Raw genomic sequence first — 14,300 nt, 5'->3', positions numbered from 1 at the left:
GGACACCTTCGTGCGTAGCACCGCCTCGACATTGGCCGCGTAGTCCGACGCGGTGCTACGCACGAAGGTGTCCTCGCCGGTGGGGGTCTCGGCCAGGAACTCCTCGGAGGCCGAACCGCCCATGGCGCCGGACACGGCGGAGACGATCACGTAGTCGAGGCCGAGCCGGTCGAAGATGCGGATGTAGGCGTTGCGGTGCAGCCCGTAGGAGCGGGCCAGCCCCTCGTCGTCGATGTCGAAGGAGTAGGAGTCCTTCATGTGGAACTCCCGGCCGCGCAGGATGCCGGCGCGGGGCCGGGCCTCGTCGCGGAACTTCTCCTGGATCTGGTACAGGACGACCGGGAAGTCCTTGTAGGAGGAGTACTCGCCCTTGACCAGGAGGGTGAACACCTCCTCGTGGGTGGGGCCGAGCAGGTACTCGGCGCCCTTGCGGTCGGCGACCCGGAACACGTTGTCGCCGTACTCGGTCCATCGGTTGCTGGCCTCGTAGTACTCGCGGGGCAGCAGCGCCGGCAGCAGCACCTCCTGGCCGCCGATGCGGTTCATCTCCTCGCGCACGACGGCGGCGACGTTCTCCAGCACGATCTTGCCGAGCGGCAGCCACGAGTACACGCCGGGCGCGGCGCGGCGCACGAACCCGCCGCGGACGAGCAGCTTGTGGCTCGGCACCTCAGCGTCCGCCGGGTCCTCACGCAGGGTGCGCAGGAACAGGGTCGACATCCGCAGCAGCACGGCCACTCCTTGGAGACATGCGAGAGAACTCGAAAGGTGAGAGAGGAGTTCCAGGCTAGCGGCCCGGCGGGGCGCACGCAGCCGGGACGGGGGAGCGCCGCGGCGGCTGCCCGCCGGCTCCGGGGTGCGGGAGGAGGCGGCGGGCAGCCGCCGCGGCGCGGGATCTCGGGCGCGCGGGAGGGCCGGGGCGCACTCGGCGCGGGCCCGCGGAGGCTCGGCGGAACACGGCGAGGGGTCAGGCGCTCAGCAGGTCGGACCGGATTTGACCGCGACCGACCCCACCGTCATGGCGGGCTCGACCCGGGTCACCCGCGCGTGCTCCAGGGACCCCTTGGACGCGGGGCTGCTCGGAACCTCGACGCTTCGCCCCTGCCCGTAGGGGAGGTCGTAGGCGCAGATGTCGAGGCCGGTGGAGTTGGTGATGGCCACCGTCTCCTGGGTGTCCTGACCGGTGCCGAGGTTCTGCGCGTTCTCCCGGCCGACGGGGTAGTTCTGCAGCCCCTTGAAGTAGCCGTCGTCCCCGTTGATGTCGGCGTGCCGGGCGCCCCGCAGCTCCTCGTTGTTGAAGAAGCAGACGTCGCCGTTCGCGCGCGGCTCCATCCGGCCCGGGTAGTTCACCGACTCCTGCGGCTCGCCGGTGGCGGTCGGCGGAACGAACTGGCACTCCTGGAGTTCGGTGAGGCGCACCTCGGCCTGCCGGGGGGCGCTCGTGGTCGGGCGGGCACTCGGCGTCTGCCCCTCCCCCGGCGGCTGGGCCTGCTGCGAGCACCCCGCGACGGCGGCGACCGCGGTCGCGACCCCGGCCGCCGCGCTCAGCCCCATGCGCTGCCTCCGTGACATCATCTGCCTGCTCCTGCTCTCCGCTTCGGCCATGCCGGCTCCCTGCACGCGACGGTCCACCAGATGGCGGAACAGTAGCCACACCGGGGAACGATCACAACAGCACCGCCGCGCGGCCGTACCGCGCTCCGGCCCGGCCCGGAGGCCGCCCGCGACCGTCTAGCGTGGAGGCGGGCCGGCCGGCCCGAGGAGCGGACGGGGATCGACGGGTGGCAGCCATGGGCGGGCGCGGGGCCGAGGCGCCGGAGCGGTCGGCGGCGCGGGAGGTCGAGGTGCTGCGCGACGCCGACCGGCCGGATTCGTGGATGCTGGTGGTGGACGGCACCCCGCAGTCGCACGTCGACCTCGCCGACCCCACGTACCTCGACTTCGAGTACGTGCGGCGGCTCGGGCACGTGGTGGACCTGCTGGCACCGCCGGGGTCCGCGATCGACGCCCTCCACCTGGGGGCCGGCGCGCTGACACTGGCCCGGTACGTGGCCGCCACCCGCCCGGGCTCCCGCCAGCGCGCGGTGGACGTCGACGCCGCCATGGTCGACCGGGTCCGCCGCGAGCTCCCGTGGGACCGGCGCGCCGGCATCCGCGTCGGCATCGGGGACGCCCGCGCGTGGCTGGCCGGGCGGCGGGACGCCGCCGCCGACCTCGTGGTCGCCGACGTGTTCTCGGGCGCCCGCACTCCGGCGCACCTGACGTCGGTGGAGTTCCTGCGGGAGGCCGCGCGGGCGCTGCGTCCGGACGGCGTGTACGCGGCCAACATCGGCGACGGCGGTACCCTGCGGCACACCCGCGCCCAAGTCGCCACGGCCCGCGCGGTGTTCCCGGAGGTGGCGCTCGTCGCCGAGCCAGCCGTGCTGCGCGGCCGGCGGTTCGGCAACCTCGTGCTGGTGGCGGCGGCGCGGGCGCTTCCCGAGGAGGAGCTGGCGCGGCGCGCGCACCGCGATCCGGACATGGCGCGGCTCATCGGCGGTTCCGAACTGGTGCGCTTCGCGTCCGGGGCTGCGCCCGTACACGACGCCGACGCCCGGCCGTCTCCGGCGCCGCCGCCGGACGCCTTCACCCGGTGAGGGCCGGCGGCGGGTCCGCCGCCGGGCGGTCAGTCCGGGAGCTCGTGGTCCAGCAGGAACGAGAACTCGCGGTTCTGGCTCACCTGCACGCTGCCTCCCTCGCCCGGCCGGGTCGCCATCCCGGTGACCTGGCCGTTGCGCCACCAGATGAGCTGGTCGGTGAGCGGGTCGCCGTCCTCGACCAGGCTCTGGAAGGTCTGGTAGATGAACGGGATGATCGGCCGCGAGCGCTTGCTGTGCAGTACCGCGTAGAGCATGGTGTTGGGGCTGGGCAGCATGACGACGGCCCCGAACGGCGCCGGCTCGCGCATGATCTCCACCAGCCGCATCACGTGCGCGCTGCCGGGCCAGGTGATGCCGTGCACGACGTTCACGGCGGTATCCGCGTTGGTCGGGAAGCTCTGCAGGTCGTACTGGTCGTGCGCCATATTGCCGAGCGCGGTGAACCACAGGTCCTGCTTGGTCAGCCCCCACGCCTCGGCGTGCCGCCGGTCGAGGATGGCCGCCTCGTAGCTGCTGGGGTTGAGCCGGAAGCACAGCAGGGCGGTCAGCAGGGGGTTGACCGAGTACGCCAGCTTGTCGCCGCCGAGCGCGGTGGGGTCGCCGGTGAGGACGACCCGCAGGTAGGGGGCGGCGTTCTGGAAGGGCTCGGTCAGCAGCCGGGCGTGGATGTCGTGGCTCGGTCCGTTGTGCGGGCCCCTGTACGGGACGTTCATCGGTGTCTGCTGCTCCTCGGGACGGGTGCGGCGCGCCCGGCGGCGGCCGGTCGGGACGTGGTCCATTCTCCGACGCCGCGCCCGGTGGTCGCGTTCCCCGGGGCGCACGGCCCGAGCGCGGACACCGGACCCGGCCCGCGCGACGCCGCGCCGGGGGGCTACAGTCGGGGCCATGCACCAGTGCAGACGCCTCGTCATCTCGCCGCCCCGGATCTGACCGGGGCGTCCCGGCGCCACGCGCGCCGCACAACCGCATCATCGTGACGCCCCACGCCGACGGTTCCCGTTCACCCTCGTCGACGTTGGAGCACGTCTGTGTCCGCTTCCTCCACCACGGCCGTCGCGGCCGGGTCTGACCGTTCCGCCGCCCGCCGCGGTTTCCTGCTGCTCGTCGCCGCCGGTGTGCTGTGGGGCACCGGGGGCCTCGCCGGCCACCTGCTGCAGAGCTCGGCCGGTCTGCACCCGCTCGCCGTGGCCGCCTACCGGCTGCTGCTCGGCGGCCTGCTGATCTCCGTCCTCCTCGCCGCCTCCGGGCGGCTGCACCGGGTCGCCCGCTCCGGCGCGCTGGTCCGCCGGATCCTGGTCAACGGCGTGCTGCACGCCGTGTTCCAGGGCCTGTACTTCGCCTCGCTCGCGCTCGTCCCGGTGGGGCTGGCCACCCTGGTGAAGATCGGCAGCGTGCCGGTGTTCGTCACGGTCGGGATCTGCCTGGCGACGCGGCGGCCGCCCGGTGCGCGGCTCGGCGGCGCGGTGGCGACGGCCGTGCTCGGGCTGGCGCTGCTCGCCGGGTTTCCGAGCGCGGACGCCGCACCGGGGCGGCTGGCCGCCGGCCTGGCGTGCGCGCTCGGTGCCGGCCTGGTGTTCTCCGTGATGACGCTGGTGAACCGGCGGCCGGTCGCCGGGCTCGACCCGCTGGTCAACGTGGGCCTGGGCTGCCTGGTCGGGGGGCTGCTGCTGACTCCGGCCGGGCTGTGGGTCGGCATGCCGCTTCCGGCGCGGCCCGGGGACCTCGCCCTGCTGGCGTTCCTGGGGCTGGTGCCCACCGCACTGGCCTACGCGGCCTACTTCGGCGGGCTGCGCAGCTCCTCCGACGGGGCCACGGCGATGGCCACCATCACCGAGCCGCTGACCGCGGCGCTGCTGTCCATGGCGCTCCTGGGCGAGCGGATGACGGTGCCGGGCGCGGTCGGCACCGCGCTGCTGGTGCTGGCGATGCTGGCCGAGTACGCGGGCCCGCGCCGGCGCTGATGGGGGCGGGCGGCTACTCCCCGCGGAGTAGCCGCCCGCCGGGGACACCTCCCGGGGACGACGCGCGGCGGCCACCCCTCCCGCGTAGGGTCGGAGCACATGATGCGCGTCCTCTCCCTCCTCCCCGACCAGGACCGGAGCAACCTCAAGCTCGTGCCGGCGGTCCTCGGCCTCGTGCTAGTCACCAGCGTGTTCGCCGCGCAGGAGTCGCGCCCGCTGCTGCCGTGGGGGCTGGCGCTGATCCTGCTCTCCTGCGCGAGCCTGCTGTGGCGCAACCGGTACCCGGGGGCCGTGGGCGTGGTGGCCTCGGTGACGGCGATGGGATACTACGTCGCGGGCTTCCCCGACGGGCTGATCGTCCTCACCTCCATGGTGGCCCTGTTCACGGCGGTGGCGCGCGGGCGGCGGTGGCAGGGCTGGGGCTTCGGGCTCGGCTTCTACACGGCGTTCTTCCTGTGGGAGGTCACGGTCCTCGGTTTCAGCCCGTTCTGGCGCCCGCTGGCCAACCTGGAGTGGGTCCTGCTGACGCTGATCTCCGGGGAGGTGGCGCGCAAGCACGGGCAGTTCGAGCAGGCCCGGCGGGAGCGGGAGGCGGCGGCCAAGCAGTCCCGCGAGGAGGAGCTGCTGCGCCGGGCGGCCGACGAGCGGCTGCGGCTGGCCAGGGAGGTGCACGACGTGGTGGCGCACAACATCTCGCTGATCAACGTCCAGGCCGGTACCGCGCTGTACCTCATCGACTCCGAACCGCAGCGGGCCGCCGAGGCCCTGGCCACGATCAAGGAGACCAGCCGGGAGACGCTCCGGGAGCTCCGCGCGACGCTCGGGGTGCTGCGCGCCGTGGACGAGCCCGCGCCGCGCGCGCCCGCACCGGGGCTGGCCGGCGTACCGGAGCTGGTCGAGCGGGCCCGAGCGGCCGGCGTGGCGGTCACGGACCGGTGGAGCGGAGTGCCGCGCGCGCTGTCGGCGGGCGCGGACTCCGCGGCGTACCGGATCGTGCAGGAGGCGCTGACCAACGCGGTGCGGCACGCCGCGGCGACGGCCGTCGTGGTCGAGGTGGCCGTCAAGCCGGACGGCGTCCGGCTGCGGGTGGCCGACGACGGGCGCGGGGCCCCCGCCGACTGGGCACCGGGCAACGGCATCACGGGGATGCGGGAGCGGGCCTCGGCGGTCGGCGGCGTCCTGACGGCCGGGAACCGCGCGGACGGCGGCTTCGAGGTGGCGGCGTGGCTGCCCGCCCCCGCCGCGGTGGCGGGAGGCGCCGCGTGATCCGGGTGCTGCTCGCCGACGACCAGGCCCTGGTGCGGGCCGGGTTCCGCGCGCTGCTGGACAGCGCACCCGACATCACCGTGGTGGCCGAGGCGGGCGACGGCGCCGAGGCCGTGCGCCTGGCGCGCGCGGAGCGGCCGGACGTGGTGCTCATGGACATCCGGATGCCCGGTGTGGACGGGTTGGTCGCGACGGAGCGGATCCTCGCCGATCCCGCGCTGGCCGCGACGCGGATCGTCATCCTCACCACGTTCGACCTCGACGAGTACATCTTCGAGACGCTGCGGATGGGAGCCAGCGGGTTCCTGGTCAAGGACACCGAGCCCGCGGACCTGCTCCAGGGCGTGCGGGTGGTGGCGCGCGGCGACGCGCTGCTGTCGCCGAACGTCACCCGGAGGCTGATCGCCGACTTCGCCCGCCGGCCGCGCCGCCCGGCACGGGCCGACCAGCTGGACCCGCTGACCGAGCGCGAGCGCGAGGTGGTGGCCCTGGTCGGGGCCGGGCTGTCCAACCAGGAGATCGCGCGCCGGCTGGTGCTGAGCCCGGCGACGGCGAAGACGCACGTGAGCCGGGCGATGGTCAAGCTGGGGGTGCGGGACCGCGCGCAGCTGGTGGTGGTCGCCTACGAGAGCGGGCTGGTCACCCCGGGATGGCTGGAGTGACCCCGTCCGCCCCCTGACCGCTGTCCGCGTTTTACGGATACTGCCACCGGCGTTTCCATCCGGGCCGCAACCGGGCGCAGCACCGCGGTCGCCCACCCCGCCGCCCTGCCGGGCCGGCTGCGGGGATCGGGGCGGCAAACCCGTGCGCGGCGCGGTTTCCGGTATCGGCCACCGGGGTTGGCGATCTCGCGTATCGGGCATGTCACGAGAGGTGACGGGCGCGCCGCCGGCGGCACCGCACGAACGCTGCCGGTGCCCGTCCGTACCCGCCAGCGACATCCAGGAGGGACTATGCACCGGTCCACCGCGTCTCCCCCGCCCCCCGGCTGCAGCTGCGGCCCCGGTTGCAGCTGCGGCTGCCAGAACGGCGGTTCGTGCAGCTGCGGAGGCAGCTGCGGTTAGCGCCGCCGAGCCGGGCCCGGCGGCTCGGTTCCGGGCGGCGGCCGGCCCCCTCTCCGCCGCTCAGGCGGGGGACGTCCCACGCCCCCTGGGACGTCCCGCGCCGTTCCGCGCGTCCCCGTCCCGGGCCGTGCGGATCCGATCGGGGCCGTTCAGCCGTCACGCGCGGGGTCGCTTCTCCACTACGCTTTGTCGACATCCGACATGCTGGATTTCCGGTGCGTCAGGGTGCTTTTCGGCTTTGTCGAATGCGACAATGCGTGACGCTCGCCCCACTCGGTGTCACGGCGCGACGGAGCCGGGGCGGTGTCACTTCAGCCGGGGGGATGAGCCTGATGTCCATTGACATGTTCGCATCCGCGGCGGGACAGCTCGACGACCACGAGCGCCTTCGACTGTACGTCGAGGGCGTCCGCGAACGCGCCGCGCAGGCGGCTCCCTGGGGACCGGACACCGTGGGCGTGCCCGCGCAGCCGACCGGGAGCGCGCTCCTGCGGATCAACGACGCGGCGTTCTACGCCAACGCCCGCACCGAGATCGCGGCCTTCGCCGACCTCTGCCTCTCACTGCTCGACCTGCACCGGCCACGTGACGGCGGCGGGCTCAGCAGCGGGTCGACGGCCGCCGCCCAGCGCTGCAACTGCTGCATGCTGCGCTGGCCGTGCCCGACGATCCGCGAGATGTCGCACCTGCTGAAGTAGCCGCCCCGGCGCGGCGGGGTGCCGGCGGCGCCCCTGGCGCACCGGTCACCGATGGCTCACCACGTTGATCACTCGGCCGTTCGGGTCCCGGACGAAGAACCGGCGCACGCCCCACTCCTCGTCCGCCGGCGGACGCAGGATCTCCGCGCCGCTGTCCAGCACCGCCTGGTAGACGGCGTCCACGTCGGTGACCTCCACGCTCATGTCGGGGCAGACCGGTGCGGTGGGGTCGCGGCTCACGAAGGTGACCTGGGCCGTGGGATTGCTGGACGACGCCACCGTCATGACCCAGCCGAGGTTCATGACCTCCTCGAACCCCAGGAGGCCGTAGAAGTCGCGGCTCTCCTCCATGGCGTCGGACCGGATATCGGGCATGGCCCGGCGGACGGACATCTGCGGCTCCCAGCGGGTGTCGGCCAGCGCTTGGGCCAGGGCGGCTCACGCCCCGGCCGTCGGAGCCGACGCTAGCAGGGGGCCGTCAGGACACCGGGATGCCCAGCAGCTCCAGCTCTCCGGTGTCGCGGGTGGTGAAGAACCAGTCGCGGAACCGCGCGTGCGGGTCGAGCTGGCCCGCGGGAGCCAGCGCGCGCTCGCCGACCAGGTGGAAGCGGTACCCCAGCGGCTCCAGCAGGGCACGCAGGCGGCGGCCGTCCGCCTCGGGCAGCACCTCGCAGAGGATGTCCGGCCGGTGCGCGGCGAGGAAGTCCTGGCCGTGCGCGAAGACGGCGTCCTCGGTGCCCTCGACGTCGACCTTGAGCAGCACGCGGGTGCCGCGGGCCACGTGGTCCGTGAAGTCGTCCAGCGCGACGACCCCCACCGGCACGCCGTCGGCGAACGTGAGCGCGCTGGAGTAGAAGCACGGCAGCGCGGAGTCCCCGGAGCGCGCGGGCATCCGGACGAGGGTGTCGGGGTCGCCCACACCGACGTGGTGCAGCGTGGTGCGGTGCAGGACGCGGTTGCGCACGCAGTTGTCGAACAGCGTGTGGAAGACCTCCGGGACGATCTCGAAAGCGTGCGCCCGCAGGTCGGGGTTGACCGCCGTGCCCACCAGGGTGAACAGCCCGGTGTAGGCCCCGATGTCGAACATCGCGCCGGCGGAGCGGGCGGCCCGTGCGAACAGCTGGACCGCGAGGTCGTCGGCCGGGTGGGGGCGTCGGCCGTCCCCCCAGTACAGCTCCTTGGCGACCACGCAGCGTGCGGGGCTCAGCATGGCGTACTCGGCGCCGTCCACCCGGCCCACGACCTCGGGGACCGCTGCCGGGACCGGGAGCCGGCCGGTCGCGCGCAGCCGGGGGGCGGCGACCCGCACCGCGCCGCGCATGGCAAGGTTCGGCAACCGCCAGCCGAGGACCCGCTTGACGTGCCGTTTGGCTCCGTACCAGCTGCGCCGCCGCCCGACGGCGGTGCGGCGGTAGTCGACGCCGGCCGCGGCGGCCCCGGGGAGCGCCGGCGTGCCGGTGGGGTCGGTGCCGGAGGCGTCCTCCCCGAGCCGGCCGCCGCGCGTGGTCGTCCGCTGCCCCATCATCGCCCCCCTGTGGCGCGCTGTCGCCCTGACATCCACCCAGCGTAACGGCCGGGCGCGCGGAGTGTGCGGCACGGTCGCGGGTCGCGGCCGATTTCCGTGGACGGGGCCCCGGCGCCCGGCCGGCGCGGCGCGGGACGGGGGCGCCACCCGCCGGGAACGGGGCGCGATCCATGTCTCCGGCGGGTGACGCGGCCGGGCACGGCCGCCGGACCGTCCGCGAGTGCCTCGCGGACCCGGCGGCACGTCCGGTCCCGCCCCGGACGCTATAACTGGAACGCGTTCTAACGCAAGGGCGGGCGGCGCCACAGCCCGGTTACCGGCGGCCCCGGCGACGCCGACCGCCGGCCGCCGGCCGCCGGGGGCGTGGTATCCGCCGCTCGCCGCCGCGCTCCGCCTCGGGGACCGGCGGGCACCGGGCGGGCTCGGGACGTGCGGGTCCCGCCGGACGAACGCGCGCACGCGGGCCGCGGCGCTGCTCCGGCCATCGGGACCCCCTGCCAGCCGCACGGAGTGGAGCCGGGACCACGGCGGCGGGCTCGTCGTCCGGCCGGAGTGCTCCGTCCCCGCCGGCCGGGACCGCGGGCGCGGTGCGGCCGGGACGGCGGCGGGGCGCCGAGCGGCTCGGCGCCCCGCCGCGAGAACGTGCTCCAGCTACCCCTCCAGGGTGTTGAACTGCACCGCGGCGCGGTCGGCGAGCAGCGGCCGGATGACGCGGAGCGCGGCCTGGTGCTCCGGGTGGTCCCGGTAGGCGAGGAAGTCCGCCTCGCTTGCGACGTCGGCGACGACCGCGAAGTGGTAGTTGCCGGACCCGATGCCGAGGTCGGCACCGTAGGCGTATCCCCGGAGCTGCGGGATCAGCCCGGGCAGCCGCGACAGGGCCTCCTCGACCTCCTCCACCTGCTCGGGCGTGGTGCCCGTGATCCAACGGAACAGCGCGATGTGCCGAATACCCATGCGAAAAACCTATTCCACCCTGCGCGGACGGCGGACACCCCAGTTCCGCCGCTCCGGGCCGGTGCCGGCGCCGACGGCCCCGCTCTCGGCCGCCGGCGGCCCCGGGTCTAGGGTCGCTCTGGCGGGTGGCGGCCGCGGCAGCGGCGCCGCCGCGGCGTGGAGCACGACGGGGAGAGAGGGCCGGGATGACCGGAGGGCCGAAGATCCACGGCGACTGCGACCCCGCGTTCGCGCGGGTCCGCCGGGTCTTCGAGAACAACTTCGCCCGTGACCTGGAGACCGGCGCGGCGATCAGCGTCTACGTCGGCGACGAGCCGGTGGTGGACCTCTGGGGCGGGCTCGCCGACCACCGCACGGGCCGGGCCTGGGAACGCGACACCCCCTGCCTCGCCTTCTCCTGCACCAAGGCGCTCACCGCGGCCGCGGCGCTGCGGGTGGCCGAGCGGGGCGGACACGACCTGAGCGCCCCGGTGGCCTCCTGGTGGCCGGAGTTCGGGACAGCCGGCAAGGAGCGGACCACCGGCGAGCACCTGCTCTCCCACCAGGCCGGACTGCCGGTGTTCGACCGCCCGGTGTCGGTCGCGGAGGCCGCGGACCCGGCGGCCATGGCGGACCTGCTCGCCGCGCAGCGCCCCCGATGGGAGCCGGGTACCGCGCACGGCTACCACACCTTCAGCTACGGCTGGCTCGCCGGCGAGATCGTCCGCCGGCTGGACGGGCGCTCCGTCGGCGCGTACGTGGCCGAGGAGATCGCCGGTCCGCTCGGGCTCGACTTGTGGATCGGCGCACCGGACGACGTGATCGACCGCGCGGCGCGGTTGACGGCGGGCCCCGGCCGCGGCGGCGCTCCCGCGCAGGCCCCCGCCGGAGGCCCGGTCGCGGCCCTGGCCCGCGCCGCACGCGACCCCGGCAGCCTGCTGTCCCGCAGCCTGGCCGCGCCGGACGTCGACGCCCTCCCCGGGCGCTTCAACAGCCGGGAGGTGCTGGCCGCCGGATGGCCGGCGGCGGGCGTGCTCACCTCGGCCGCCGCGCTCGCCGGCTTCTACCGCGACCTGCTCGCGGGCCGGATCGTCTCCCCCGGCACGCTGCGCGACGCCATCACGCCGCGGGTGACCGGGCCGGACCGCGTCATGGTGCTAGACAGCTCCTTCGGACTCGGGTTCATGCGGCCGTCGCTGGTCTTCGCGGTACCGCGCGCCGCGTGGCCGGGCGCCTTCGGGCACACCGGTTCCGGCGGGTCGATCGGGCTGGCCGACGTGGAGCACGGCGTCGCGATCGCCTACGTGATGAACCGCACCGGGACCGAACTCTCCGGCGGGACGCGGGCGATGCGCCTGGTCAAGGCGGTGTACGACAGCCTGGACTGACGCGGGCGGCCGCGCCGACGCCGCGGCACGGGGTTGCCCGCCGGTCCGGCCGCGCGCGTCCGTGTCCCGCGCGTCCGTGTCCCGCGCGTCCGTGGGACACGAAGGTACAGGGACGTCGGAGCGGGAACTCCGGCCAGGGGAACCGCGGTCGCCACCGGCTCGTCTCCGCGTCGCCACGGGTGGGAGCCGCGGGGCACGGGCCCGAGCGGCCCCGCCTCGTCCCAGAGCCGGGCGCGCGGGCGGCCCCGGCCCAGCACTGCGGAAGCGGAAGCGGAAGCGGCGGGATGGTCGGGGTTTCGGTCCGGCAGTGCAGCGGTGGACCGTGGGCCGGAGCACCAGCTGACCGGGGATTCGGTCAGTGACCTGCACTGGTGCGCGGCGGCGGGCTGCCACGCGGCTGACCGGCGGCCTGCGACCTCGCAATTGAGTGGCGGCTGCGGCATGGCGCCTCCACGCGTTGCCATATGTGCAAAATGTCTGGCATTTCACAGAAAGTCAACACATTGGAGTAGAGTCAATTACGAGCGGCGCTTTTCGACAATGGTGGACTGTGTACAGCTCGCCCGTTCGCCTTTCCCGCAGCGCTGGGCCGCCCGTCCGCCTGACCCGCTCGGCGCGGCCGGTGGGACGTGCGCTCGGGTACCGGCCGGGCAGCTCGACCGAGGCCAGGCGGGGTGCGCGGCCGGCGCGGGGGAAACGGCTCGGAGCCGGGGCGGAAAAGGCGCGAACCAGGGCTCCGCACGATCCGGGAATGCCCCGGTCGATGGCGGACGAGGCCGGGAGCGGTGCGCGCCGGTCCGCAATCGCCGCGGCGCGGGCGCTCGACCGGGCGGGGCACTCCCCGGACCGCCGGGCGCGGGAGCGGCGGAACCGCGGCGCGGCCCGAACGTCGCTCTCCTTCGTCGATGCATCACCGGCGTGACGTCCGGGCCGCGCCGGCGGGGTCCCGTCAGCTGACCCGGGTGGTCAGCAGATAGGCGTCCGGACTGTCGGCGTCAACGATCTCCGTCACCTTCCATGTCTGCCCGCCGACCGTGAACGTGTCACCGACGTGGACATCGATCATGACGTTGGGCCGCCAGTCCCGCGGGCCGCCGATCTTCGCGACCGGCCGTCCCTGCTCGTCCACCCAGAACCGGCCTCCTCCCACCGGACCGCCTTCGAACCGGTCATTCCGGCCATAGGTGATCTTCTCTTGTGCGCCGACTTCGTGGGCCACGTTGGACTCTTTCCCTGCCAATTGGATGAGCCTCAGTCATCGTAGTACGGCAATGCCCGCCATTCCTGAGCATTGATTTCCTGCGCGGATTCCCCGAACTTTACCTCGCGCGCATGAAATTGCATACCTGGGAGTTACCTGCGTTTCGGTCAGGACTGCACGCCATTCCGGCCTTCGACATGCGCCGATTGCGGTCCCCGTTCCCCGCGTCACTTTCCGCTACATCTTCGTTGTGTGCGTGACGCCACAACGGCGGCCGTCCCGATGGGCGCCGCACCATCGCGCCGGCGCGCAACGGCGCGGACGCGGCCACCCGAAGAACACGCCCACCACGACCGCGACCGGCCCGCAACGGCGCGACGGCCCCGGACCGGAGTCCGGGGCCGCCGCCGCACCGGCCGCTCGCCCGCGGGTGCTCAGTCCCCGAGGTCGACTCAGTCCCCGAGGTCGACGATGGCCGCCACCGGCCCCCCGCCCGAGGGGCCCTGGTGCACCGCCGCGACCGAGACGAACACCGCGGGGTCGCCGGTGACCGCCGCTGTGACACCGCCGACCGTCGCCTTGATCTGGCGGTGCCAGTGCACATCGGAGTCATCGAGCATGATGTTGCGCCGGCCGCGCACGCGTCCGGTGGGGTCGGCCTCGCACTTGAGGAACACGTTGACCAGCCGCTGCCCCAGGTCCTCGCTGCGCGGGCGCTCGGGGAGCGGAAGGCCCGCCGACCGGATGGCGTCCCAGATGCCGTCGGCGTCGAGGGCGTCGCGCATGACCCCGTGGCCGACCCGGAACCGGCCGCCCACACCGCGCGCGTTGCCGACGACCACGATCTGCGCCCGATCGAGCTCGACGCCCGACGAGCACGAGGCCACCGAGGAGTAGAGCGAGAGGTCGGCGTGGATCTGCTCGGCGGCCGGCTCCTCGATCTCCCCGAGCGCGGTGGCGATCCCCAGCGCCGTCGTGGAGTTGGAGACGTCCATGGACTTCAGCGTGTCCTCGGTGAACACGTCGTGCCCGCGCGACTTCGCGTCGTTGATGGTCTCCAGCACCAGCAGCGGGGTCTTGGTCTGCACGTAGTGGACATCAGCCGCCTCGCTGATCCCCGCGATCTCCATGGCCTTGCGGACGCCGTCGGCGACCTTGCGGACCATCGCCGGGCGGCCGATGTCCTCGGGCAGGATGGTCTCGCTCATCGCGACGCCGACCGTCACGCGCGGCTCGTCGCTCGGCCGGTACCGCCCCTCGGGGGCGTGGGCGAAGACGGTCGCGTGCGGGGAGAGGACGCCGTCGGTACCTCCCGACCACACCAGTGGCACCTGGGCCACCTGCGCGGCGTCCCGGCTGCCCCTCTCCAGCAGTACCTCGCGGAACGCGCGGTCGGCGAGGATCCGGGTGTAGTCGTTGACGCCGCCGTTGCCCTCGGTCTTACCGATCACCGCGAGGACGTCGTCGGCCGCGAACACGCCGTCGTCAATCAGCCGGGCGAGCCCCGAAGCGTCCGTCACGCTCTCGATCGCCACCTTGTGGACCTCAACCGGTCTGGCCATCTGCCGCCACCTCTCTCGTCCGGGTCGCGCCGCGGGAACCCCGCGCCGTGTCAGGTTCGTCGG

General features: G+C 74.3%; 14 protein-coding genes. 6 read left to right on the top strand and 8 right to left on the bottom strand.

The genetic code is table 11. The features are described from left to right. Together proS and DEF28_RS10790 are read right to left on the bottom strand one after the other, a co-directional pair. The coding region (gene proS, locus DEF28_RS10795) for a proline--tRNA ligase (RefSeq protein ID WP_199493208.1) at positions 1-732 on the bottom strand (732 nt) is incomplete at its 3' end. A gap of 243 nt (positions 733-975) precedes the next feature. Continuing rightward, positions 976-1,575: a hypothetical protein gene (locus DEF28_RS10790; protein ID WP_147280106.1), complete on the bottom strand. Its 600-nt coding sequence runs from the start codon at positions 1,573-1,575 to the stop codon at positions 976-978. A gap of 215 nt (positions 1,576-1,790) precedes the next feature. Here DEF28_RS10790 and DEF28_RS10785 point away from each other — a divergent pair, with 215 nt between their 5' ends. Beyond that, a complete protein-coding gene (locus DEF28_RS10785; RefSeq protein ID WP_114397596.1) occupies positions 1,791-2,636 on the top strand; it encodes a spermidine synthase in 846 nt (281 codons plus the stop codon). A gap of 29 nt (positions 2,637-2,665) precedes the next feature. On the opposite strand, the gene DEF28_RS10780 is transcribed toward DEF28_RS10785, so the two are convergent. Next, entirely contained in the window at positions 2,666-3,352 is a 687-nt protein-coding gene (locus tag DEF28_RS10780; protein ID WP_147280105.1) for a hypothetical protein, read from the bottom strand. Positions 3,353-3,667: 315 nt separating this feature from the next. Between DEF28_RS10780 and DEF28_RS10775 the strand changes: the two genes are divergently transcribed. The 4 genes from DEF28_RS10775 to DEF28_RS10760 all read left to right on the top strand — a co-directional run bounded on the left by DEF28_RS10775 (position 3,668) and on the right by DEF28_RS10760 (position 7,628). After that, positions 3,668-4,600 (top strand): DMT family transporter, encoded by a 933-nt coding sequence (locus DEF28_RS10775; protein WP_114397594.1) that lies wholly within the window; start codon positions 3,668-3,670, stop codon positions 4,598-4,600. A 99-nt stretch (positions 4,601-4,699) separates the two neighbouring features. Then, positions 4,700-5,866, top strand: coding sequence for a sensor histidine kinase (locus DEF28_RS10770; RefSeq protein WP_114433269.1), 1,167 nt, complete (start codon positions 4,700-4,702; stop codon positions 5,864-5,866). Beyond that, positions 5,863-6,528 (top strand): response regulator, encoded by a 666-nt coding sequence (locus tag DEF28_RS10765; RefSeq protein WP_114397617.1) that lies wholly within the window; start codon positions 5,863-5,865, stop codon positions 6,526-6,528. The genes DEF28_RS10770 and DEF28_RS10765 overlap by 4 nt, the downstream gene beginning before the upstream one ends. A gap of 734 nt (positions 6,529-7,262) precedes the next feature. Then, positions 7,263-7,628 (top strand): hypothetical protein, encoded by a 366-nt coding sequence (locus tag DEF28_RS10760; protein WP_114397616.1) that lies wholly within the window; start codon positions 7,263-7,265, stop codon positions 7,626-7,628. 45 nt (positions 7,629-7,673) lie between these two features. Here DEF28_RS10760 and DEF28_RS10755 read toward each other — a convergent pair whose 3' ends face one another. From DEF28_RS10755 to DEF28_RS10745, 3 genes are all read right to left on the bottom strand, one after another. Further along, complete coding sequence (locus DEF28_RS10755; RefSeq protein WP_114397592.1) at positions 7,674-8,021, bottom strand: VOC family protein; 348 nt, start codon at positions 8,019-8,021, stop codon at positions 7,674-7,676. Positions 8,022-8,106: 85 nt separating this feature from the next. Next, on the bottom strand, positions 8,107-9,153 hold the full coding sequence (locus tag DEF28_RS10750; protein WP_374058096.1) for an FkbM family methyltransferase: 1,047 nt from the start codon (positions 9,151-9,153) through the stop codon (positions 8,107-8,109). A 651-nt stretch (positions 9,154-9,804) separates the two neighbouring features. Further along, positions 9,805-10,107: a Dabb family protein gene (locus DEF28_RS10745; RefSeq protein ID WP_114397591.1), complete on the bottom strand. Its 303-nt coding sequence runs from the start codon at positions 10,105-10,107 to the stop codon at positions 9,805-9,807. 185 nt (positions 10,108-10,292) lie between these two features. On the opposite strand from DEF28_RS10745, the gene DEF28_RS10740 reads away from it, so the two are divergent. Then, positions 10,293-11,474: a serine hydrolase domain-containing protein gene (locus DEF28_RS10740; RefSeq protein WP_114397590.1), complete on the top strand. Its 1,182-nt coding sequence runs from the start codon at positions 10,293-10,295 to the stop codon at positions 11,472-11,474. Positions 11,475-12,423: 949 nt separating this feature from the next. Here the strand turns inward: DEF28_RS10740 and DEF28_RS10735 are convergent. After that, the gene (locus DEF28_RS10735) at positions 12,424-12,693 is read right to left on the bottom strand and encodes a DUF6406 domain-containing protein (RefSeq protein WP_114397589.1); all 270 of its coding nucleotides are present in this window, start codon (positions 12,691-12,693) and stop codon (positions 12,424-12,426) included. A 434-nt stretch (positions 12,694-13,127) separates the two neighbouring features. Continuing rightward, positions 13,128-14,237, bottom strand: coding sequence for a barbiturase (locus DEF28_RS10730; RefSeq protein WP_114397588.1), 1,110 nt, complete (start codon positions 14,235-14,237; stop codon positions 13,128-13,130). Positions 14,238-14,300 lie beyond the last annotated feature (63 nt).

The sequence above is a fragment of the Marinitenerispora sediminis genome (genome assembly GCF_003336425.1).
GTDB lineage: Bacteria > Actinomycetota > Actinomycetes > Streptosporangiales > Streptosporangiaceae > Marinitenerispora > Marinitenerispora sediminis.
Note: the sequence above shows the minus strand (reverse complement) of the source record. Positions and strands in the feature narration are given on the sequence as shown.